Genomic DNA, 18198 nt, shown 5'->3' on the forward strand with positions numbered 1-18198 from the left:
CTTACTTCCATCTTTGACTAGCTTCATATCGTTCTTGGTCGGCGAATTGTTGTCCAATTCTTTGCTTTTCTTCACGTGCAGCGGATTAACTACACCGCATAAAACTTGTTGTTCTTCCAGGTAATACGCGAGGTTCAGCCAATAATGGCCGGTGGGTTCCATGCCAACTATGACGTCTTTGAACTCTTGCTCCGTTGCAATCTTCTGGAACCATCTAACGAATAATTCAAAGCCTTCTCGATTATTTTCAAACGTAATTGACCTCCCGAGCTCGATTCCGCGGTAGTCCTGCGCTCGGGCCACATGTTTGAATTTTGCGATGTCGACACCGACAATTAAAGTAGAAGAAGTGATTTGATTAATCCGTTCATTTTGAGTAGAATTCATCTTGTAGTCTCCTTGGTTTGTATTTGGATCCTGTCGCTGGCCAGCATCTAGGACCCATAGACATCATACCAAGGAGTCTTTCTGTTTCTCAAACCTCGTATTTCTTCATAATAGGAATGCTGCCCGTAAGCTTAATGAAATAGATGTAAACTTTAGTTAGATTATTTATCTAATCGGTAATTCGACCATGTTCTTGTCCTTGGCTCGGGACACGAACTTGTACCGATAAAACAAAAAAAGCCGCTAAATAACGACTTTCAATGGGAATATGTTCTTGTCCCTCGACAACTTTGATGAAAACGCCGCCCATGAGGCGGTCTTCACTTTGTTTATGGACTCTGCCACCCGATTAAATCTGCACTTGGTGGGGCTGCTATCAAAAAAGAAACCACATGGAGTGTTACACTCGCATGTGGTTAATGGCTCTACTCTAAATATTTAGCCCAAACGTTATATAAATCTATAAGGTTATTATTCCCTGTTCCTTTTACTACTTTAGTAGCACAAGTATTAACAATTCTTATGGGGTTTAGGGCCACATCTTTATTAAATCCAATGATTATTGGCCTATTTACATCAGCAAAGTTTCGCGGTTTATAAATTACTCCCCATTTGAGTTGACTAAACTGTTGGAGAAACACATTACCAAAGTAAATTCCAATATCAATGATTATTGTTTCTGTTTCTCCACCAAATTTATCCTCATTTACTATTACTTCTGATTTAAGCCATTCCGGTATTTCATTGTGTTCTTCCTGTAACTCCTCCCTTGACTTTTTTACCAATTCAATCCTTGGTACGAACCAATTCCACAAGTAATTTAAAGACTCTGGAGTAAAGTCTAATTTTTCAACTATAAACCCTTCACTACCTCTAAAATATTCAATTAGTGTTTGTATTCTACTTTGTTGACTCTCCAAGAACCATTGAAAAAAAATATCTGCTTCTCTTTTATTCATAATTTCAAATGGAATAAACTCGAATGGGATTATAAATTTAGGATACATCGATAGTCCTCCATTATTTAAATATATATTTGATACCGTAGCTCGCAAGAGCATCTAATACTCTTTGATCAGCCCCAATCTTACCTGTACTGGGACTTCTAAAAAATACCCACGTAGCCCCATCTATTGACCCATTGCTCAATAACTCTGCATCTTTACTTATTTGTGTCATTACTTTTGAAGAATAGTTGACAAAACCCATTTTTGATTCATAAGCAATACCATTTGATAACTGATCTACATATCTTCCTCCTAAAGTTGTTTTAAAGTATTGATTGGGCTTTCCTCCAACAAGTTCTGCAAGTTTAAGTTCACCAAGCACTCCTACTTGAGAGTTTCTGGCAACTCTGGTCACACTTGCTGCTGCAGAAGCAACTTTTGGCACTTTTGGTATACTTACATGCAAGGATATTAAAAGCCCGTTCAGATACTGTTCAAATGCCGCTTGATCATATTGATATTTCGTCTCGAATGCAAACATTAGTTGCTCCTTAGCCCACGAAGCTTGACCTGAAGAATAACCTGACAATGTTGCCATATTAAATAAATATTTAAACTTATTGTTCCCATCTTCTTTAGCATCAGGAAAGAAATTCAAAGCTTGAGTTCCCAGATTGGATCTTATTCTCCAATATCTTTCTGAGTTTGTGCCATCTTGTTTTGCAACATCTAAAAGAGTGCCCACAACATGACCTTGACTTGCATGTCCAGTTGGATCCGTATAAATCAACGGATTATTTTGCACATAAGCATACAAATTCAAAGTCTGCGGACTGTTGATCTGCCCTTCATACGTATCCTCATTTATAAACCGTCCAATGTTTGGATTATACCAACGGGCTCTAAGATATTGTAAATTAGTTGACGGATCCCAATACTCTCCTGCATAGAGAAATATATTTGAGACTTTCTCATTTTTCGAGATTGGTTTACCCCATAAATCATATGTGTAAGAATTTAAAATTTCTCCATCTGAGTCAACTATATACTCCACATCACCGTGGCCGTTTAATACATAATACTGTTTTTCGCCTTGTTCATCCACACGGTAATTAAGCTGATTACCGTTACGAACATAACTGGCTACTTTCTTAACAGACCCATCCGTTTGGACGCTGCCTTCTGCTATGATATTACCGTATTGATCGTAATAATAGCGACTTGTGATACCATTTTCAGTACGCTCAATCATTAAGTCATCGCCATTATATTGATAAGTGACCTTTGTCTGATCTGTTGTTGTGACCTCGGTTAGTCGATCCCAATTATCATATACGTAATTTGAATTGGTGTCTTCAGGAACCTGACACTTTGCAACGTCTGCCGATTCCCACGAGTATCATAATCATATACTTCCTGGAATAAGGATGACGTCTTAATTCGATCTAACTCATCATACGTGAAGGAATGCGTGATACTATCTTTAGTTTGGGTGGTAATATTACTGTTATCATCATATTGATAACGGTAATTTGCAGCTGATAGACTTGGATGCTCATATTCAAGTGATGATAGCTTAAGACCTTCAAAGCTATACGCAGCTGTAATTCCATTTCCTCTCGTTTTTGTCTTCACTGAACCGTTCGCGTTATACGTATAGGCTCCGTCTTGGCCACCATTTACTTTCTCAATTCGACTCATTGTATCATAGTCAAATGTCACAGAATCATTAAACGGTCCTGTTTGATTTTTTACATTACCCCGCTCGTCATATTGGTACACTAATTTTTTCTGGTCTGGATAGGTAATAGACTGTAGTTCACGTGTATCTTCATCATACGCATAACTCGTTATTCCAGAACTATCACTCATACTATTGCGAAGACCATCAAGGGTATAGGTGAATTGTATCGTTTCTGATCCATCCTGCCGGAATTCCAAGCGATTTAGAGTATCGTAATCGTATTTCAGTACTACACCTGTCCGTGTGTGATGCTCTTTAAGATTACTGTTTCCATCATACAAATAGGTTTCTTGTTTCCCGCCTTGCTGCTGACTCACTTTCAGACGACCCGCTTCATCATATAGTTTCTCTGTGAAAGAGCCATCCGGGTAAATGATTTTAGTTAGATTTCCCGTCAGATCATATTCGTATGAAGTTTTGTTTAATTTAGCATCGGTAACACTCTTTACATTACCTAAGAAATCATAGTCATATTTCGTGACTTGTTTCTTTGCATCTTCAATCGTTTTTACATTTCCGATATAGTCATAGCTTAATTTTTCAATCTGAGTCACTTTGGATTGAGCTGGGTCATTGGAATTCATTGCGGTTTCGACGGTCGAAACCGGTTGTCCCATTTGATCCATTGTGGTTTCTATTTTGTTACCCAATCCATCCACTTCAGTGCTCTTTAGATCAATTACATTTTCAATTGTTGTATATTTGCTGTTGTCAGGATAGGTGATTATTGTTTTTAGACCGTTTGATAATGACTGATAATCATAGTTTGTTACATTTCCTACTGCATCTTCTTGATAATCAATCCGGCTATAATTATCATATTCGATCTTTTGTTTAGCTACATAACTGCCGTTCTTATAAATCCCTTGTTGAGTCTCACGTCCAAGCGGATCGAATTGAATCTCAGTAACAGCTCCTGTTTCACTTGTTTGCGTGATCGTATTCTTATCATCATCATAATCGGTGCTTACGATCGTCTGATCTGGATTCGTTATCTTAAGAAGCCGGTCCAATTTATCAAACTCATAAGAAGTTACCAAATTCTTACCGTCGATATATTTCAGCATGTTACCAGTAGCCAGGTCATACTCTGCTCCAATTTTTAGAGTAAACGGTTTACCCGCACTATCGATACCACTCGTTTGCTGTGATGTAATAAACGCATTTTTATATTTAGGATCATACTCAAAGGCCTGAACGGATTCTTTCGTTAAATCTTCGGCATCGAGTTTCGTTTTGACTTTCGTCACATTTCCATATGAATCATAATCGTAATCGCTCATACCGAGCAGCTTGCCGTTCTGACTGTTTTCTTTTTGAGTTACCACGTCTGGATCGCTATGGCTTGTTTTCGTAACTTCGGTATAGATCTTCCGGCCTTCATCCACAGGCTGCAGTATGGTATGAACCAAATTCGTTCTAGGATGGTACGTATACACAATCGTGACACCTTGTTCATCGGTTTGAGAAGTTATATTCCCATAGGCATCATACTCTGTTTTAGTTGACTCGGTTCTTGTTTTTCCGGTTTGAATATCCTTATATGAAGTACTCGTTTCGCTTGGGGTCGTCAGCTGCTTCGCACGATCATAAGTGTAATTTACCGAAGTTTCGAGCCCGCTTTGCTCTTGTTTAATGTTCGCTAAATAATACGTCGTTGGTGTGGAGGCATCAATATAATCTTTATCATATTGATAGGTCGTCTTGGCCAATCCATCATCTGTGACGGTAGAGAACGTAAGATCGGAACCGTATGAGCTGCCGATGTCTTTTGGATAATCAAAGTTAACGCGGTTACTTGCCGTATAGGTTGGCTTTTGTGTATCCGGATTAAGAGTTACAATACGGTCTTCCCGTGAGTAAATTTGGTACGCCTGGTTCACAGCATCAGGGCCAACATACCGGGTCGTTGGAAGAGATTTATACTCATATTTTGTTTCTGCACCCGTTGGATGGTAAACCGTGTTGATCAAGGCGTAGCCATTCGAAATTCCGGTAGAAACATTATCATCAAGCATATTGTATCTTGTGTCTGTTGCTTGTGTGTACTCGTAACGAGTCACCCGGTTTTCTGGATCCGTCACCCGATCTAGTATCTCAATTTCATTACCGTTATTTTGAATCGAAATTTTAGAATAGGTAATTGTTTTCGTTCCACTCGTAACGACAACTTTAGATTTTGAATAGGTGATATTGATTTCGTTACCTAATGGGTCTGATATTTTACTAAGCAAGGCTCTGCCATAGTCGGCCGATGGAGCATACGCAAAATCAATATAGTTGCCATAGGAGTCTGTCATCTTAATTAAATGACCATCTGCATTAAAGTATTGCTTACTGCCATCTATGGAGCTAAGAATATATTTATAGGTTTGCTGCTGCTGATTCACTGAAATGGTACCTGATTGATCTGCAATCGAAATATCATCCCATGGATAACCTTTCAAAGAACTGCCATCTCGCTCATACGTTCCTCCGCTGGCTAGATGTACATAGGTACCGTCCTTAATGTAAGGAATGTTCCAAGACCAACCTTTCCCTAAAGGGAACCAGGTATCTTCATACGTTTTAATCGTTGTCTGGCTGGATACCCATTTTCCTTCTGTGTTCGGCTCTACATCTATTCTTGCGGGTTGCACTTCTCCACTCTTGGAGTCTATATCATATAGCTTAATGAGATACTCTGTTTCATCTGTACCCGTAATCTCAGCATCATCAAACAGATATTCCGTTGAACCAGCGAGACTATTTAACAGATTCAGCTCTGCTTTAGCTTCACTTTCCTGAATATATTGATGGCGTAAGAATTCACCTGTCGTCGATTCACCGGTATATTCCATACTAACATCAACACTCTGAACTGAATTATCAACGTACGTATAAATATCTCTTTTCTTGTATCCATTCACACTTTCAGACCATGGACTCGTGTAAGATGGTTTTGCATTTTGCAGTTTACTCGCCAACTTATCTGCATCACTTTTCTTGATGGAACTGTCGAGTGTCCACTCGTCGGTACCGATGACTTGGATTTCACTATCTGTACCGTCTGTCTTAGCATATTCTCGCTTATGCAGCATCTGGAATTTAGGAGCAAACAATAAGCGGTATGTTCTTTCCCGGCCTTTAAAGAATACAGAATAGATGAGGTCATCATCGTCATAAATGGTGCTCTTGATATCATAATACTGAGAATCTGAGGAGTTATAAGATCGGGTAAGATTAAAAGAAAGTCCATTTCGACCCGGCAGTGTTATATCGGCTGAAGAAAGCGATAAACTCCCATCTAAGGTTGAAATAGATTCACCTGTGGAGCCAATGGAATAAGGAGCATTATTCGTTTCTAAATCCAGATTGTTTAATGTTTCCTTATCCACCGGATTTTCAACTGCAGCTGCTGCTGTCACATTTGAGTCCTTGTTTGCTACAGTCGATTTCTCTTTCTCTACTTTAGGCTTAGTCGCTAATTTGTCTACAACACTTTCATCTTTGGATCGATTCAGCGTGACTTTTGTAGCTTTCCCTAGCGCTTGTTCTAAAGTAATTTCTTCCGTTGCCTGGTTCATATAAGCTACTGATATTTCACTAGCGGTATGGCCCTTATCTAGTAGAGACTGGATTTCACTCTCATCTTCATTAAAAGATTTTGCGATTTCTGCACGCTGACTTTTTTTATCCGTGTCATCTTTCTTTGCTTCTGCTAAAGAAAAAGGAACGGATGTGATAAGCAAAACAAGAATCATGAATATAGATAAGTATCTCGCCCAGTTGTTTTTCATATGTTCCCCCAAGTGACTGTTCTAGTTGTTCGCTCATTACTGTAAATATGGATATGCATTATATGTTTGACCTTCAATAATAAGTGGAATGGACTGAGGTAGCGCTCCTGGCCCATCTGTGGTTAGGTTCACTACGGGAGATGTCGCGCCTGCGTTAGGATCCGTAGGGTCAACAGATTTAACTCGAATAGAATAAGCCGTATTTGGAGTCAGATTAGTTAACTTTTTGTTTGTCGTAGTCACACTGCTGTGAAGCACTCCATTTACTAAGATCTTATAGGTAGTGACATCTTTTACAGGATTCCAAGTCAGTAACAAGCTGTTTTGTGTCACTTTGGAAACGGAGACGCCTGTAGGTGATTCCGGTGTTACTGTAAAGATTTCTGGTGTCATCTTGTACATACCTTCTGGATAATAGTACGTATATTTGACAGAATAAGTGCCTAGACTCCAGTTGGAAGTATCACATGCTAATGGAGGATTCGGTGCAGTTTGTCCAGCTTTAAAGTTACCTGTATATGTTCCAGAGCAGACCCGTGCAGTATCACTGTCGACCCCAATGTCTAATTTAGTCCAACTGCTATATCCAGTAGGTGGAGTAGGTACACCTCTATCTAGATAAGCGACTGCACCACGTTCAACTGCAGCGATACTTATTTCACCATTTCCATCTTCTTCAGGCTGAGTGTCATCCTCATAATCCGATTGAAATGGAGGAAGAGCAGAATCGACAATGTCTAATGACTTCGCTAAGTTAATGAGACCTTGTCCATACTCTTGTTCATTTCCCAGTTCGGTAGCATTTTCTATGATCAATTCCTCGATCTTCATGGAATCTGCAGTTTTGTTTTGGGACCATAATACTGCAGCTGCACCAACCACATGAGGAACGGCCATTGAAGTTCCTGACAAATTTCCATAACTTCCATTCTTGGTTGTGCTTCGAATATCTACGCCAGGAGCCACAATATCCAAGTTCTCTCCTGTGCTTGATAAGTTCGCTCGTACGTTGGATTTGGTAGTTGCGCCAACTGAAATGACTTCAGGATATAACGCAGGATACATTTCCGTTTCTTCGCCAAGTCCTTTGTTCCCGGCAGCAGCAACCATCATGATTCCGGCAGCTTCAGCTTCTTTAATTGCTCGATGAAGCGCTTCACTTTCTTCCGTACCTGTAAAACTCATGGATACAATGTTCATTTTATTGTCGATTGCCCATTCAATACCTTCAATAACTTGGTTATATGTTCCAGTACCATCCGAACCAAGAACCTTAACCGAATATAATTCCACATTTGGTGCGATACCGACTATACCCTGATTATTCTCTTGCGCTGCAATTGTACCTGCTATGTGCGTACCGTGGCCATGATTATCGGCATAATTTGGTGTTCCATTGAGAATATTGATTCCACCCGCAATTTTTAGATCAGGATGGTTTGATACGCCTGTATCTAATACGGCAACTTTAATGTCGTTGCCCTTATTATGCTGTTCTTCCAGCATGTGAGCTCCAATAGCTACATTGCCCCAGGGAACTTCCTCTGCATTGATTACTTCTTCTGTTATCTCCCCAGTGGAGGAGGTAATGGCATCTATGGACACCTTAGCATTGGGTTCAACAAACTCAACACTATCATCTTTTTTTAAAAGCTCTACTTCTTCATTACTCAAACTGATCACAGAAGTATTATGATTTTTGAGTTTATCTTTCTCTTTATTAGAAATCTTGTTGTCCTTCAGCACTTGTTGAGAATTTTCATTTTTCTTGAAAGATACGATGTATTCTTTAGTTGAGGATGATTTTTTAGATTCTTGAGAAGTGGCATCAACTTGAATGAAACTGAAACCAAAAAATATAGACATTAGTATTAATATACTGGTGAGCTTTTTAATTTTCATCTCTTTCCTCCTGATGTGGAACTCTACTACGGAGCTGGGGTGGTCGTAACTGATTTCGTATTCCCGTTATCATCGTAAATATAATTACGAGTGTACTTCACACCATCTTTGTAAAAAGTGAGCTGCTTAAGGCGATTCATAGAATCGTACTGGTAGGTTTGTACTTCGTTCTGAGTATTCTCCGTTGCAAAAGCAGTTGAACTAGTTGTCTTTGGATCATTATTATTGCTGAAATTAACAAAGACCACTGATAATAAGGAAAGGATAAGACAACTCATTACAATTTTCTTCTTTCCATGCTTCAAAACTTCCACTCCTATCTATTTTATTGGTACACATATACTCTAATCTCAACTCCCTCCAGATATGTGCTTTAGCATAGTACCATAAGTTGTAAGTATTAATGAAGACGGTAAATTATTACATTAAAACAACTATAAATGAATATGTGTTAATCCCTTATTAACTGAATATTTATTGCGAAAAAATATTGAAAGGATCAATTGATATCTGCCTAATTGGTCAACCGTACAGGTTCTCGTTCTTTCTTCATTCCAGTTCTAATTCTCTTGGGTACTGAACAAACCAGCTACTTTATTTAATTCTCCATACAATAACTTTTCCTGAATCAACATTTAACCTATTCTGTTTTGTTCTCCTTGTAGTAGATGTTACGAGTGCGAAGGTACTTTTGTGACTTGAACTACATGTGCTTCTTATTTAGATATACATCTAATCGGTAATCGGCCCATGTTCTTGTCCTTTTCGGTAATCGGTACAAGTTCTTGTCCTTGGCTTGGGACACGAACTTGTACCGATAAAATAAAAAAGCCGCTATTTAGCGACTTTCAATGGGAATATGTTCTTGTCCCCCGACACGTCCTTTTCGGAAAGGGCGTAAATACGGCTGTGGAGCCTGTTAGAATTCTGTTTTGGAACATGCCGAGTACCGTTCGGCCAAGGAAACGTGCCGCGTTCCAGCCGGTTTATTTGGCGAGCGAAATAGTCCCCTGACTGCCGCTGTTTGCTGTACTATAATCCATCCTATCATCTTTTCAAAACAAGCGGTCCCATCTCTTGCATAGTGGTACGTCCCCATTGCTCAATAAGCTTGCAATAACTTTCCGCATCATGCATCTGCGCGGCCATATCGGCGATTGTCATCGACCAGGCCACCTTGGGAAGAGGCTGCGCATCCGCCAGCCTTCGAATCCCCTTGTTGCGTCCTGGTCCTTGGGCCGCATCCTGGCGAATCATCTCCGTGGTGTGGCCTTTTTCCAGGTATTTTCGCAGTTCGGTTTGCACCCAGACATACAATTCATCGCTGTAGCCCTCATGTTGAACCATGTGGCATGCGACGGTGAGAAAATGAACCCGTCCGTAATCGGGATCCGTGAACTCGAGTGCCAAAAATTCGCTGAAAATCGATTCGCAGGTCTTCTCCCCAGTATGAACGGCGCCGCACTTTGTGCATGTTTCAGACACAAATAACACCTCCTTTCACATCCATTGATAGACGCATAAGTTTGGAATGTGATGAATTAGGCTACCATTTATTCTGCTGCCCGTTAGTGGAGCGAAGAGCTTCCACACGGTAGCCATTAAGCATTCAACTATCGTTTCCCGTTAGCGTAACGTTGTTCAGTACTTTTCAAGTTCTTGATCCAAATCGTTTAGCAGTACGTTAACCGTAAGAACAGCTGAATCATTTCTATTCCAAAAAATTGATGGCTTATACTGGTCTTCCTCAATACCTGGTAACCACTCATTGATAAACTCATCTAAAGAGATACTCTGTGCTTTATAATTAGACCACTCTTCAAAAGCACAATATTCCGCAAATTCTCTCTTTGGCCAGAATGGAATCATCATGCTTCCATCGTCGTCTGAAGTCATTGCCCATCCGTCATCATACAATCCCCAAACTTCTTCAAAATCAACAACCTTCTTAATAAAATACTCGTATCGAATATTCGCGGGAAGTTTTATAACTGCTTCGAATTCTTTATGATTCAAAATTATCTTCTCCTAGTGATTAAACTAAAGTTTCCCGTTAGTTTAGCAAGCAAGACTAATCCGGTTAGCGTAATGGTTCGCCGAGGATTGTGAAAAAGAAGACGTTTTGAGTCTTGGTACTTCCCCAAATTAGTCGACACCCTGCAAGCTCTAACCTGCGATGCAACCTTTTTAATAACATCCATAAATTCAACTAAGAGCTGATTGTAGCTTTGTTCCAATCCAATTGACTAGGCTGATTATTTGTTTTAACATCAAGCATTCCAATTTTGCATTATCCTTAAAAACAGCAGTATAAATCTATTCTTTAATTTCTTTTGCTACATTTTTTAGATAATCAATATTTACATCTTCAAAGACTGTATTTATCGTATATGCATATTTTTCAGAAATTAAATGAATAGCTCTTCTATATTCCCCATTAATATAGACAGCTTTAAAACCATTAATTTCTCCAGTTGTTACTTTTGCATCAGGGTAAATTCCAGAAGTATAGAATGCAACTGCTGAATCCGGAGATATATTTAATGGTACTTGCATAATATCAACAGCTGATCCACTGTTTAAAATATAGTTTGCTCTAGCTTCAAGTTGATCTTCTCCAAGCTCAGTAACATAACTTCCTAATAGTTTAACAATTGGATTATTTGTTGTTGCCCTAGAATAATTTGAGGTGGCATTTGAATTAGCTAAGTCTAACGGTATATGAATTTCATCACTTGGCACTGTATTAATAGGTTTAATCGTAACATTCGTGTTTTTTTCTTGTTCATGCGAATCTTCCAAATTAGACTTCTCAGCTATACTCGTATTATATTTACCCTCTGCTGCGAAAGTTTGATAAGTATAAGTGCTTCCTCCAACTAACAATCCTGCCACAAGAACAGCACCTACAATTTTTTTCTTCATAATTAAGTTCCCCTTTAAGTATTTTTTCCTCTAATTCCAGTATTATTATAGTCCTTATAATTTTATTAGTTATTATTAATATAGTCAATTTTAAAGTGAAATTATATAGCATTTCGAACCTGTTTTAAGTACAGAGGCATTAATGGCAAGCTATACGAAATAAAAATCATCAGTAAAAATACTACAAAGAATCAGACCCACAAAATCAACTTGTGGAGTTAGGATAAAGAAAAATTAATTATTCAGAAAAACATATTAACATCTAGAAAATTGTGTTTAATTAGGTTATATTTAAACCCAACACTAATAAGGGTGGGAAATTAATGAAAAACAAAAAAAACTACGCCATTTTAATCGCTTCGACTTCTCTAGCTGCAATCTTACTGGTCTCATTACCACAAGTTTATGCAGCTGATAATACTCCTGTAAACACAATAATTACTGAGAATAAAAATACACTATATATAGAATCCAATATCCAAAAGGGATTTCCTGTTCCATCCAATGCATTAAAAACTGAATCTGGTTCTTATAATGCCGATTTATTAGTAGAAAGATATGAACTTGAAGGATTAAAATTTGAGAATAGTATACCCGAAGAGTATGTTAATGAAATAGTTAAACAGGGTTGGAAAGAGATAAAAGAAGAGCAAATGGGAGGAATGAGAGTTTTTAGTAAAGATGGCGAAAAAGTTAATATTGTTACTCAAAATGGATTTTTCCAAATTTGCAAAGAAATTAAGTAACCATCATTGATTTTATAAAGGAGTCAAGCTCAATTTTCACCTAACAGAGAGTCCATCTAACACTATTTGCTAGTAAACTAAATCTAACATGAAAAGATCGATTCAATAAGAATCGATCTTTTCATTTGTCCCGGTATGTATTTATTAAACTAACCTGCCCGTTAGCTTAATGAAATAGCTGTAGAATTCAGTTAGATATTTATCTAATCGGTAATCGGAACATGTTCTTGTCAATTTCGGCAATCGGTACAAGTTCTTGTCCTTGACTCGGGACACGAACTTGTACCGATAAAACAAAAAAGCCGCTAAAATAGCGACTTCAATGGGAATATGTTCTTGTCCCTCGACAATCTCCGATGTTTCAATAAGTGTTTCCGTAGGATGATCGTATACATGAATTAGATTCCATCCTCGAAGAAATACGTTAGTACTTTCTAGTTCTACTTTAATTTTTTCCATAATAGAACAAGTTTTCTTTCGTCCTTAAAGAGAACACATCGCCTACCCGTGGTTTTTTTCTGCTTTTCTTTTGTAATAATAGTTCAGTAAACTCCTCCATAGTATCACCCACCTCATTGTTTCTTAAACCACTGTTCTGCCCAATTCATAGCTGATCCATACCATGTTCGATATGTCCCAATACTTCTCATTGCGTTTTGGAATTGAGGGTTTAGATTTCTCGCATAAGTCTCAATTGCTCTCGCTTGTCTTCTTTGTACTGGAGTTTCAGTTATTACTTCTAGTGTATCAAATCTTCCACCATGCTCTTTTGCTCTTCTCACTGTATCATTGGTTATACCCACGTACACCCTCTCTCCATCTTTAATTCCATAGTATACATAACTATTTTTTGGACCATAAGACCAATCGCGACAAGAGTCTTGGTTATGAGTCCAAATATGCAGATTAGAGACATAGTACGTATGGAAATCTTTTACTCTAAAATTATAGACTGATGTATGCTCTTTTTTCACCTCAACGTAACGGAATATAGTTATTTAGGGTATAAGATTCAAGCATTGCATGTGCGTACAGGCATATTAGAGGAATATCATACGATGGTGATGAGGGTTAAGTTCTTTGAAGGTGTACCGCCCGATTCATTCGGCACTGGGTGGAGGTAAAAGAAAGACCTTGAGGATTACCGCCCCCAAGGTCAAGTTAATATTATAGTTTTGATTTAACAGCAGTAACTGATTCTTCAATATATTTCTTAAGTTCAACTACTGTGCGGCAAATTTTTTGGTATATTGGTTTTTCCCATTCAAAATCCTCAATTATCACAACTCTGAAATGTCCATCCTTAGAGAAAGAGGGAAACCATCCAATATCAATAATAAATCTATTATCATAATTAACTTGAAATAAGTCTTCTTTCAAATTATCGAGCTGATTTTCTATTGAATCATGCTCGTCTATTTGTATATCATTATAGACAATTTTCCCTGGCTCAAAATTAACATTTTTGAACAAAATCATCGCTCCTATTTTAATAGTTTATTGTATTCGGCTTGAGTAATAGGATGACCGTGTATAGTCCCACCACTATACTCGACTCGAACATATTGAGTTTCGACACCCTCACTAGCCCCAATGACTTTATCGAATTTCATTACCTTCCAAGTCTTCCCATTGGTTACTTGAGTACCATTTTCCCATACGTTTCTTTCAAGTGCCTCGACGTCTGTTCCTAACACATATTTAGCAGGACCACTTTTGGTTGATATAACGGTGTCTTTCCATGTCATATTCTTTGAAGCAAAATGCTTGTAACCATGAGCGGTCCACTCGCAATTAGAATTGTGAACCCAAATCCCAAGGTCACTGACAAAGTAAGTATGGAACTCATCAACCGTCATGTTGTAAACCGTTACCTGTTTGTGTTTGTGCAACAGTTCGATGCTGTCAATCTTGAGTGTATTCCCATCACTCTGAACAAGCAAGTCTCCGACCTTGAGGTCTTTGACATACGTCCATCCCTTGCCTTCTACCCGTTATAGGTCGATTCAATCACTTGGTCGCCCACATGGACAAAAAGCCTTCGACCTCTGCAGCGGCTCTACCTTTCTCATTAAATTAAGGCATCTGAATACAATAAAAATAACAAGGTCAGTTTAACTGACCTTGTTATTTTTTTGAGATTTACTTCAAATTGTACTTTTCCATGATTTGAGAATAGAATTCTTCGTACTGTTGTGACTGATCTCCAATAGATTGACGTTCTGATTCACTTTGAATTCTGCTCACTGAATTCTCTTTATGATTGAGACTAAATTTACCCAGATTATCATTAATAATGCTGTAATCTCCAAAGGTATTTTTCATTAAGAAAATTATACTTTGGTCACCCTTCTGAAGTTCTACATAACCATCACTTGTTAATTTAGTATCACCGTCTAAACTAACTGGCTCAATTATTGAAATTGTTTCCTGTTCTTCAGAGAATTCTTCAGGTTTCTTTAAGATCTTATCGATTTTTATTTCAGTCAAAGTATAAAAATCTTGTATTGCTCCATCATCATAATTGGTTATTACATGCTTTCTGTTTTCAAAAGTTTCAGTCGGTGTTCCAACAATAATTAATTCCGCTACTTGATCAAGATTATCGACAGTATTAAAACGAATTGAATTTGTGCTAATAGAAACAGTATTTGAATAAGTAGGTTCTTCTTCTACTAAACTCGCTCCTGTATCTATTGAATTTGTATTTGAATTCATGTTTAAAGTCCACACAAATGTAGACAAGATAATAACTAGTAAAATTGAAAAGAAGATTATATTTCGTCGATTTCGTATCATTTTTTCCTCATCCTTTCTACTTAATTACCCCATTTATTTCTAATAGAAATAATATCGTAAGATGTCGGGCCAATATTTTGAACTCCCTGTCTCATAACTGAATTTATGGTTGAGTTATCCGGAACATGATCTTGTGCTAAAGAATGTCCAATTTCATGAGTAGCATTTGAGACAATTTGTTGGCGAGTAAGTCCGAATTTCTCTATATTATTATGATATATTGATACATTACTATAGGCCCAGGTCTCATTCGCAGTTGCTGCAATGTATCCCCCTGTACTTGTTCTTTTAAATCCTTCTTGCTGACCAAGCCGAGTTGCTATAGAAGTTACACCTACATAATATTTATCCGGCGTTCCATTTGCATTCAATACTCTAGTAATATTCACAGAATCTGCCGTGTCGTTCCAGCTAAAACGAGCATCATCATAAGCTGATACATATCCATATGAGCTAACTGACTCTGTATAATAAGCTGTGAAATTTGCACTCGGTCGTCCACCTGAAAAAGAAAGTGCAGTTGCCTCTACAGAAAAAAGGGAGGACGCTAAAGGAATAGAAACAAGACACAGTATGAGTTTTCTTATTGTTTTTTTGTTTGTACTTAACATAAAAACACCCTTTCTAAAGTATTATGCAAAATTTATTTCTTGGAACCAGTATTGTAGAACCCCCCTCCTTTTCTACAATTTTACAATAATATAAATATATTATAAATAGAAAACGTTTTCAACTAGTAAATAGATTTTTACGAACTTATACCGATAACATAAAAAAAGTCACTAAAATAGCGACTTTCAATGGGAATATGTTCTTGTCCCCCGACATTAAACGTTCCTGTTCACGAACCCAAGCGTACACCTGCTGATAAGATACACCGTACTTTTCCATCGCTTTTTGATAATCCAAATTATTAGCGATTGTATATTGTGCAATTTCAATGCGTTCTTCAAAAGTTGTTTTACGTCCTTTGTTCATATGAGATAGTGCTTTTCCCTTACGTGTAGATTTCAATTCTATCTCATTAGTATACTTGATAGCAGCAAGCTTCAATTCCTTTGAATATGATTTCCACGTATTCGATTCTTTTAACCCATCCAAACCATCTGCTTCATATTTTCTTATCCAATCCTTAACCGTACCCTTGCTAATTCTAAGCTGTTTTGATTCATAGTTTGGATTTGACCTACGTTCAAGACAACGCTGAACGGCTTGTAATTTTACTTCTAAGGAAATAGGACTTCTTTTTGACATTAGAAAAACTCCCATCATTGTAGCGGTAGAAGTTTTTTTCTACTATCTACTATGATGGGAGCATATCAACTTTCAATGGGAATATGTTTTTTCCCCGACAAATCGCAAGTGGCTCTAAGGCAATACTATTGAGATAAATGATTCTGGGCTTTTCGGAATAAAGAAAGCTTCGATTTTTTGTCTTGTTCCGAATTAAGTGGTTCAGTAAACATTTTCAGCCCTTCATCTGTTACAGCATTTTTATCTAAAGCATAATCAAGAGTTTTAAATGCCTTAATATCGATTAACATTGTTATTTCTACTGGCTTTAATTTATTTCCTGCCCTAACAATTTCCCGACATTTGAAAGCGGCTGACTCTTTGATAAATGCTTTACTTGAAAAAATCTTTTCTATAATTTCAAGTTGCTTTAAAGAAATAATGTCGCTCTTCAATGCATTGATAAACAAACTTTCAACAGCAAGGAATTTATTTTGAGAGTATTCATTTAACATTGCCTGCATAAGTTCATTTGAAAGAGAATCCAATCCAGATAGACGATGATAAAAATACGACCATACTAGATGTTCTTTTAAATGAGGATGTATAGTCATTTTGTCTAAAACTGGATGCAAACGATTAATTGCTTGTGGTGATAACACTCTGTGCAGACCCAACTGTTCATTCAAATCCATACATCCAAGTAGCTGATTTACTTGAAGTACCAAGTCATCACCTTGAATATGATTACCTTTCAATAGGGCAATCATTTCTTCTGTTGCTTTCACTTAAAGAATACACCACCTTTATTATTATTAACATCACCTGTACTTATTTGGATTATTGTACCTATACCATTTCATAATTTGCGAGATTGAACTTCTTATTTGTGCTCGATACTGGGTTACAAGCAATGATTGAGCCCTATTTAATTCCGGTTCACCTTCAATTGGTTTACACATTTTGTCCAACCCTTACCACATTCCCTTTATTGTCTATTACATGTACATGACCTGCAGGCATGGTCATTGCTATGGTAATAATGTTCAATATATCCAAAACTATTTTTTCCAATATAACTTGGCGGCAGCTCAGCAGCATAAGCTGTTGGCATAAATGAATCCCATATTTTATCCCAAGCGTTCGATCCAGGCTCAACTATTTGAACCTTTATCCTCACACCAATTGCTTTTCCACTTTGAAGTATAAAGCTTGCATCACCAATATAACAATCCACATAAGAACATGCATTATTACGGATTCGATCGTTTGCCTTCTCCAATCTTAGTTGCATTTCCTTTTGTTTCGATACACATGTACTATTATTACAATATTTCTGGATATACCTTTGAATTTCTCCCCACATTTTGGAGTTGTTTTCGAGTTGCGGATTGTTTATTAATCCGTCATAGCCACTATATGAATCTACGTAACAACCAGCATCCCTACCAGCTACACACATACCACTGAGGTCTATATGAATTAACGGATTATTGAGCACGTAAGTATACATATTCAGAGTTATAGGATCATTGAGTTGCCCTTCATACGTATCCTCATTAATAAAACGCCCTATATTCGGATCATACCAGCGAGCCCTCCGATATTGGAGATTGGTCGAGGAGTCCCAATACTCTCCTGCATCATTAAGTCATCGCCATTATATCAATTTTACTCTTGATCTGGAGTGTACTCCAAGTTGTATCATTATCAGTATGCAAGTAAATTCCACTTCT

At 37.6% G+C, this 18198-nt stretch carries 17 protein-coding genes and 2 pseudogenes; 1 reads left to right on the forward strand and 18 read right to left on the reverse strand.

The annotated features are described in order from the left end of the window. Positions 1-6: 6 nt before the first annotated feature. The 9 genes and pseudogenes from PUW25_RS12630 to PUW25_RS12670 all read right to left on the reverse strand — a co-directional run. Positions 7-387, reverse strand: a pseudogene (locus PUW25_RS12630) (IS110 family transposase); the annotation flags it as partial. 425 nt (positions 388-812) lie between these two features. Then, positions 813-1394, reverse strand: coding sequence for a hypothetical protein (locus PUW25_RS12635; RefSeq protein ID WP_047911791.1), 582 nt, complete (start codon positions 1392-1394; stop codon positions 813-815). Positions 1395-1407: 13 nt separating this feature from the next. Continuing rightward, positions 1408-2586, reverse strand: coding sequence for an RHS repeat-associated core domain-containing protein (locus PUW25_RS12640; protein WP_274338373.1), 1179 nt, complete (start codon positions 2584-2586; stop codon positions 1408-1410). Positions 2587-2645: 59 nt separating this feature from the next. Next, positions 2646-6857: an RHS repeat domain-containing protein gene (locus tag PUW25_RS12645; protein ID WP_274338374.1), complete on the reverse strand. Its 4212-nt coding sequence runs from the start codon at positions 6855-6857 to the stop codon at positions 2646-2648. Positions 6858-6893: 36 nt separating this feature from the next. After that, positions 6894-8759: a S8 family serine peptidase gene (locus tag PUW25_RS12650; protein WP_274337122.1), complete on the reverse strand. Its 1866-nt coding sequence runs from the start codon at positions 8757-8759 to the stop codon at positions 6894-6896. A 26-nt stretch (positions 8760-8785) separates the two neighbouring features. Further along, a complete protein-coding gene (locus PUW25_RS12655; RefSeq protein ID WP_047911793.1) occupies positions 8786-9064 on the reverse strand; it encodes a hypothetical protein in 279 nt (92 codons plus the stop codon). A 742-nt stretch (positions 9065-9806) separates the two neighbouring features. Further along, on the reverse strand, positions 9807-10244 hold the full coding sequence (locus PUW25_RS12660; RefSeq protein WP_047911794.1) for a DUF5946 family protein: 438 nt from the start codon (positions 10242-10244) through the stop codon (positions 9807-9809). A gap of 156 nt (positions 10245-10400) precedes the next feature. Beyond that, positions 10401-10775 carry a DUF2750 domain-containing protein gene (locus PUW25_RS12665; protein ID WP_052511927.1) on the reverse strand — a complete coding sequence of 125 codons (375 nt, stop codon included), beginning with the start codon at positions 10773-10775 and terminating at the stop codon, positions 10401-10403. Positions 10776-11075: 300 nt separating this feature from the next. Continuing rightward, positions 11076-11684, reverse strand: coding sequence for a hypothetical protein (locus tag PUW25_RS12670; protein ID WP_274337123.1), 609 nt, complete (start codon positions 11682-11684; stop codon positions 11076-11078). A 323-nt stretch (positions 11685-12007) separates the two neighbouring features. On the opposite strand from PUW25_RS12670, the gene PUW25_RS12675 reads away from it, so the two are divergent. Next, complete coding sequence (locus PUW25_RS12675) at positions 12008-12430, forward strand: hypothetical protein (RefSeq protein WP_274337124.1); 423 nt, start codon at positions 12008-12010, stop codon at positions 12428-12430. A gap of 144 nt (positions 12431-12574) precedes the next feature. Here PUW25_RS12675 and PUW25_RS12680 read toward each other — a convergent pair whose 3' ends face one another. The 9 genes and pseudogenes from PUW25_RS12680 to PUW25_RS27500 all read right to left on the reverse strand — a co-directional run. Further along, a complete protein-coding gene (locus PUW25_RS12680; protein WP_047911798.1) occupies positions 12575-12889 on the reverse strand; it encodes a hypothetical protein in 315 nt (104 codons plus the stop codon). Positions 12890-13597: 708 nt separating this feature from the next. Continuing rightward, positions 13598-13903, reverse strand: coding sequence for a hypothetical protein (locus PUW25_RS12685; RefSeq protein WP_052511929.1), 306 nt, complete (start codon positions 13901-13903; stop codon positions 13598-13600). 11 nt (positions 13904-13914) lie between these two features. Further along, positions 13915-14373 carry a polymorphic toxin-type HINT domain-containing protein gene (locus PUW25_RS12690; RefSeq protein WP_052511931.1) on the reverse strand — a complete coding sequence of 153 codons (459 nt, stop codon included), beginning with the start codon at positions 14371-14373 and terminating at the stop codon, positions 13915-13917. A 199-nt stretch (positions 14374-14572) separates the two neighbouring features. Continuing rightward, positions 14573-15148, reverse strand: coding sequence for a hypothetical protein (locus PUW25_RS12695; protein WP_274337125.1), 576 nt, complete (start codon positions 15146-15148; stop codon positions 14573-14575). Positions 15149-15249: 101 nt separating this feature from the next. Beyond that, positions 15250-15840, reverse strand: a complete 591-nt coding sequence (locus tag PUW25_RS12700) for a hypothetical protein (RefSeq protein WP_047911801.1) — start codon at positions 15838-15840, stop codon at positions 15250-15252. 145 nt (positions 15841-15985) lie between these two features. Continuing rightward, a complete protein-coding gene (locus PUW25_RS12705) occupies positions 15986-16483 on the reverse strand; it encodes a helix-turn-helix domain-containing protein (RefSeq protein ID WP_052511935.1) in 498 nt (165 codons plus the stop codon). Between the two features lie 125 nt (positions 16484-16608). After that, entirely contained in the window at positions 16609-17250 is a 642-nt protein-coding gene (locus tag PUW25_RS12710) for a hypothetical protein (RefSeq protein ID WP_047911802.1), read from the reverse strand. A 200-nt stretch (positions 17251-17450) separates the two neighbouring features. Then, positions 17451-17744 carry a hypothetical protein gene (locus PUW25_RS12715; protein WP_238546358.1) on the reverse strand — a complete coding sequence of 98 codons (294 nt, stop codon included), beginning with the start codon at positions 17742-17744 and terminating at the stop codon, positions 17451-17453. A 180-nt stretch (positions 17745-17924) separates the two neighbouring features. Beyond that, positions 17925-18104, reverse strand: a pseudogene (locus tag PUW25_RS27500) (RHS repeat-associated core domain-containing protein); the annotation flags it as partial. Positions 18105-18198 lie beyond the last annotated feature (94 nt).

The sequence above is a fragment of the Paenibacillus urinalis genome (assembly GCF_028747985.1).
Taxonomy (GTDB): Bacteria; Bacillota; Bacilli; order Paenibacillales; family Paenibacillaceae; genus Paenibacillus; species Paenibacillus urinalis.

What these genes read in the sequence shown, in the direction of transcription:
- PUW25_RS12700 (WP_047911801.1), bottom strand. Translation starts at nt 15,840, where the DNA reads ATGTTAAGTACAAACAAAAAAACAATAAGAAAACTCATACTGTGTCTT.
- PUW25_RS12670 (WP_274337123.1), bottom strand. Translation starts at nt 11,684, where the DNA reads ATGAAGAAAAAAATTGTAGGTGCTGTTCTTGTGGCAGGATTGTTAGTT.
- PUW25_RS12635 (WP_047911791.1), bottom strand. Translation starts at nt 1,394, where the DNA reads ATGTATCCTAAATTTATAATCCCATTCGAGTTTATTCCATTTGAAATT.
- PUW25_RS12650 (WP_274337122.1), bottom strand. Translation starts at nt 8,759, where the DNA reads ATGAAAATTAAAAAGCTCACCAGTATATTAATACTAATGTCTATATTT.
- PUW25_RS12675 (WP_274337124.1), top strand. Translation starts at nt 12,008, where the DNA reads ATGAAAAACAAAAAAAACTACGCCATTTTAATCGCTTCGACTTCTCTA.
- PUW25_RS12705 (WP_052511935.1), bottom strand. Translation starts at nt 16,483, where the DNA reads ATGTCAAAAAGAAGTCCTATTTCCTTAGAAGTAAAATTACAAGCCGTT.
- PUW25_RS12695 (WP_274337125.1), bottom strand. Translation starts at nt 15,148, where the DNA reads ATGAATTCAAATACAAATTCAATAGATACAGGAGCGAGTTTAGTAGAA.
- PUW25_RS12645 (WP_274338374.1), bottom strand. Translation starts at nt 6,857, where the DNA reads ATGAAAAACAACTGGGCGAGATACTTATCTATATTCATGATTCTTGTT.
- PUW25_RS12640 (WP_274338373.1), bottom strand. Translation starts at nt 2,586, where the DNA reads ATGATTGAGCGTACTGAAAATGGTATCACAAGTCGCTATTATTACGAT.
- PUW25_RS12680 (WP_047911798.1), bottom strand. Translation starts at nt 12,889, where the DNA reads ATGGAAAAAATTAAAGTAGAACTAGAAAGTACTAACGTATTTCTTCGA.